Here is a 3750-nt window from a genome sequence, read left to right on the forward strand (position 1 = left end):
GCGACCACCAGCCCTATGCGGTCTGTTCGTTTGCGGGCGGCTGGGTCATGATTGCAGTCCAGTACGGGGGCGCACCCCAGTGGGTCAGCTTGGTGACCGCCGCCGCCACAGCCACCCTGCTGCGCCTGCTGGCACTGCACCAAAACTGGAGCCTTCCCGGCTGGCGGGCATGACCTGACCCCGGGCACGCCGGACACCTCGGGCACGCCGGGGCAGTGGCGAAGCTGCTTACTTTTTCAGGTAAATCTGATCAAAACTGCCGCCGTCGGCAAAGTGGGCTTTGTCTGCTTTAGCCCAGCCGCCAAAGGCCTGCTCAATCGTGAACAGGTTGAGCTTGGGCAACTGCTTGGCGTACTTGGCCAGGGCTTTAGGAGAGATCGGGCGGTAGAAGTTCTTGCCGGCAATGTCCTGTCCTTCGTCGGTGTAGAGGTATTCCAGATAAGCGGTCGCCACGGCACGGGTGCCCTTGCGGTCCACGTTCTTGTCCACCACTGACACCGGGGGTTCAGCCAGGATGCTGATCGAGGGGTAAATGACGTCGACCTTGCCGCCGAATTCTTTTTCCAGCAGGTAAGCCTCGTTTTCCCACGAGATGAACACGTCACCCTGGTTGCGCTGGGCAAAGGTGATGGATGAGCCGCGGGCACCGGTGTCCAGCACAGGCACGTTGGCGTACAGCTTGGTCACGAAATCTTTGGCTTTGGCTTCACTGCCAAATTTGCGCTTGGCAAACTCCCAGGCTGCCAGGTAGTTCCAGCGCGCGCCGCCGGAAGTTTTGGGGTTGGGGGTGATGACGCTCACGCCGGGTTTGACCAGGTCATCCCAATCCTTGATACCTTTGGGGTTGCCTTGGCGCACCACCAGTACGATGGTGGAGGTGTAGGGCGCCGAGTTGTGCGGCAGGCGTTTTTGCCAGTCTTGCGGTACCCATTGCCCATTCTTGGCCAAGGCGTCAACGTCGCCCGCCAGGGCAAGCGTCACCACATCGGCGTCCAGGCCGTCAATCACCGAGCGGGCTTGTTTGCCTGAGCCACCGTGGGATTGTTTGATGGTCACGTCCTGACCGGTTTTGGCTTTCCAGTGCTTGGCGAAAGCTGCGTTGTATTCCACATACAACTCGCGGGTGGGGTCATAGGAAACGTTGAGCAGCGACACCGCTTGCTGGGCACTGGCGCCCAATGCAGCAGAGGCCAGAACAGCCGCCAGGGTGATGTTGAAAATGCGACGACGGGTGGTCATTTTGGAATCCTTTACTCATTCAAAAGTTGCGATGAGGGGATTCTGGGAGTTAGCCCTTAAAACTGGAACTACTGATTAATCAGTTGTAAATAACCAAAACATCTTTGGGGTAAGCCATCCGTGGCTAGCGTTCGTCAGCCTGCAGTGGCTCCACCGTGCGCATCTGCCGGGCCAGTACATCCAGCGTGGCCTCGGACGCATCACGCCCGAAGGCGCTGCGGGCCTGAATGCGCTGGAGCAATTGATCAGGTGTGGCTTGGGGCGCCAGAATTTCAAACGTAGCCCCCGCTTGATGAGCCAGCGCACGAAAAACATCGCGGTCGGCCCGCTTCAAAAAAGTCGCATCCACAATGACTGTGCCACCGGCGCGCAGCAACATCTCCGCCAACGATCTCAGTCGGGCATAGGTCTGGGCACCGGCAGAGGCGGCATAGATACCAGCATCGATCGTCGATCCGCTGGCATCAGTGGGGGCCAACCCGAACAGACGCTTGCGCTCCACGTCCGAGCGCAGTCGCACGGTGGACGCTAGCGGGTCGCTCTGCAACCGCGTCGTGGAGGCCACGGTTTTGCCACAGCCGGAAAGCCCATGCGTGATCACCAGGTGCTTCGGAACTAGGGCAATCAGGCGCTCGGCCAAAGCAACATAGGCCAGCGCCTCGTGGTCGTCATCCGCGGATTGAAGGCTGCGAATCGCTGCCACCTTGGCCCGCACCAGCGCCCGGTACACGGCATAAAACCGCAACACCTGCACCGACTCGTAGTCGCCACTGCGGCTCAGCACTTCGTCCACAAACCAGTTCGCCAGACCCGGTTGCTGGTGCGCCAGCAGGTCGACATAGGTGAAGGCGATGTCGCTCGCCACGTCAATCCAGCGCAGGTCTTCGCTGAATTCAAGGCAGTCAAACAGGCGCACGTGCTGGTCGATCAACACCATATTGGCCAGGTGTAAATCGCCGTGGCATTCGCGCACCCGCCCGTCCCTTTTCCGCACCACCATCAAGGGCGCGAGCTGGGAGAACTGCACCTCGGTCCAGTACTGCAGCGCCGCCAAGCGGTGTTGAACCGCTGCTTGTGGCAACAGTTTCAGCAGATCACGAAAGTTTTCGCGGGCCGGCGCGATGATTTCAGGGGCGCCACCGAAGCGCGAATCCATCGGGGCGATGGCCGCCTCTTGGTGAAACGCATTCAGCGTGTCCGCCAGGTCCGACAGGTGGGCCGCTTGCAATTCGCCCCGGTCACAGACCCGGTCCAGCCGACCAGCCTCTTCAAAACGTTTCATCTTGACGGCGTATTCAATCGGCAGGCCAGTTCCGCTCCACTGCGGGTCTTCTAGGGTGTTGTACAGGGCGACCACGCCCAGGTAAAGATCCGGGGCAAAACGGCGGTTCAGGCGCAATTCATCCTGGCAACAGCCCTGCCGCAGGGTCAGCGTGCTGAAGTCCAGAAAAGGCAGGCGTACCGGTTTTTTGATCTTGTAGGCAAACTCTGCCGCCAGCAACACCCAGGAGATATGAGTTTGCACCAGGTCCACCCGTTGCACCGCCTCCGGGTAGCGTTGGGGGTCCAGCAGCGCAGCAATCAGGGGAGGCAAAGGGGCATCCATAAGATTCATGATGCCAGACTTGGCAACTCGAGCCATGCTTTTTCGCATGACCGGCGTCGAGAGGTTTTACACTCAGGGCTTACCCGCATCGACTTTTAAAATTTATTGCAAGGCTGCCATGAGTGCATTTCAAGAAGAAACCGTTTTAAGCGTTCACCACTGGACCGACCGCTTGTTCAGTTTCAAAACCACGCGTGACGCCTCGTTACGCTTTTCCAACGGCCACTTCACCATGATTGGCCTGCGCCTGGAGAGCGGCAAACCGCTGTTGCGCGCCTACAGCATCGTCAGCGCCAATTACGAAGACCACCTGGAGTTTTTGAGCATCAAGGTGCAGGACGGCCCTCTCACCTCGCGTTTGCAACACATCAAGGTTGGCGACAAAATCGTCGTCGGGCGTAAACCCACCGGCACGCTGCTGATCAACTACTTGCTGCCCGGTAAAAACCTGTACCTGATCGGCACCGGCACCGGTCTGGCGCCGTTCCTGAGCGTGGCGCGCGACCCCGAAACCTATGAGCGTTTTGAGAAGGTCATCGTGGTGCACGGCGTGCGCGACGTGGCCGAACTGGCCTACCGCGAGTACCTCACCTGCGAGCTGCCGGATCATGAGTTTTTGGGCGAGATGGTGACCAACCAGATGCTCTACTACCCCACCGTGACACGCGAGCCGTTTGTCAATCAGGGCCGGGTTACCACGCTGATGGAAAGCGGCAAGATGCAAGCGGACTTGGGCCTCTCCAAGCTCGACCCCGCCACCGACCGCGTCATGATCTGCGGCAGCCCTGGCATGCTGCGCGACCTGAAGCACCTGCTGGAGCAGCGCGGCTTCATGGAAGGCAACACCACCAAGCAAGGCGACTTCGTGATCGAGCGGGCGTTTGCCGAGCAGTAATGTCGGCGCG

The 3750-nt window shown here is 59.8% G+C and carries 3 protein-coding genes; 1 reads left to right on the plus strand and 2 read right to left on the minus strand.

What is annotated here, in order from left to right; translation table 11 throughout:
- Positions 1 to 228: 228 nt before the first annotated feature.
- Both WCG50_RS18105 and WCG50_RS18110 read right to left on the minus strand, forming a co-directional pair.
- On the minus strand, positions 229 to 1239 hold the full coding sequence (locus WCG50_RS18105) for a sulfate ABC transporter substrate-binding protein (protein ID WP_336900993.1): 1011 nt from the start codon (positions 1237 to 1239) through the stop codon (positions 229 to 231).
- 124 nt (positions 1240 to 1363) lie between these two features.
- Complete coding sequence (locus WCG50_RS18110; RefSeq protein ID WP_336900994.1) at positions 1364 to 2854, minus strand: AAA family ATPase; 1491 nt, start codon at positions 2852 to 2854, stop codon at positions 1364 to 1366.
- A gap of 109 nt (positions 2855 to 2963) precedes the next feature.
- Between WCG50_RS18110 and WCG50_RS18115 the strand changes: the two genes are divergently transcribed.
- On the plus strand, positions 2964 to 3740 hold the full coding sequence (locus tag WCG50_RS18115; protein WP_336900995.1) for a ferredoxin--NADP reductase: 777 nt from the start codon (positions 2964 to 2966) through the stop codon (positions 3738 to 3740).
- Positions 3741 to 3750 lie beyond the last annotated feature (10 nt).

This window comes from Rhodoferax sp., assembly GCF_037143375.1.
GTDB lineage: Bacteria > Pseudomonadota > Gammaproteobacteria > Burkholderiales > Burkholderiaceae_C > Rhodoferax.

What these genes read in the sequence shown, in the direction of transcription:
- WCG50_RS18105 (WP_336900993.1), bottom strand. Translation starts at nt 1,239, where the DNA reads ATGACCACCCGTCGTCGCATTTTCAACATCACCCTGGCGGCTGTTCTG.
- WCG50_RS18110 (WP_336900994.1), bottom strand. Translation starts at nt 2,854, where the DNA reads ATGAATCTTATGGATGCCCCTTTGCCTCCCCTGATTGCTGCGCTGCTG.
- WCG50_RS18115 (WP_336900995.1), top strand. Translation starts at nt 2,964, where the DNA reads ATGAGTGCATTTCAAGAAGAAACCGTTTTAAGCGTTCACCACTGGACC.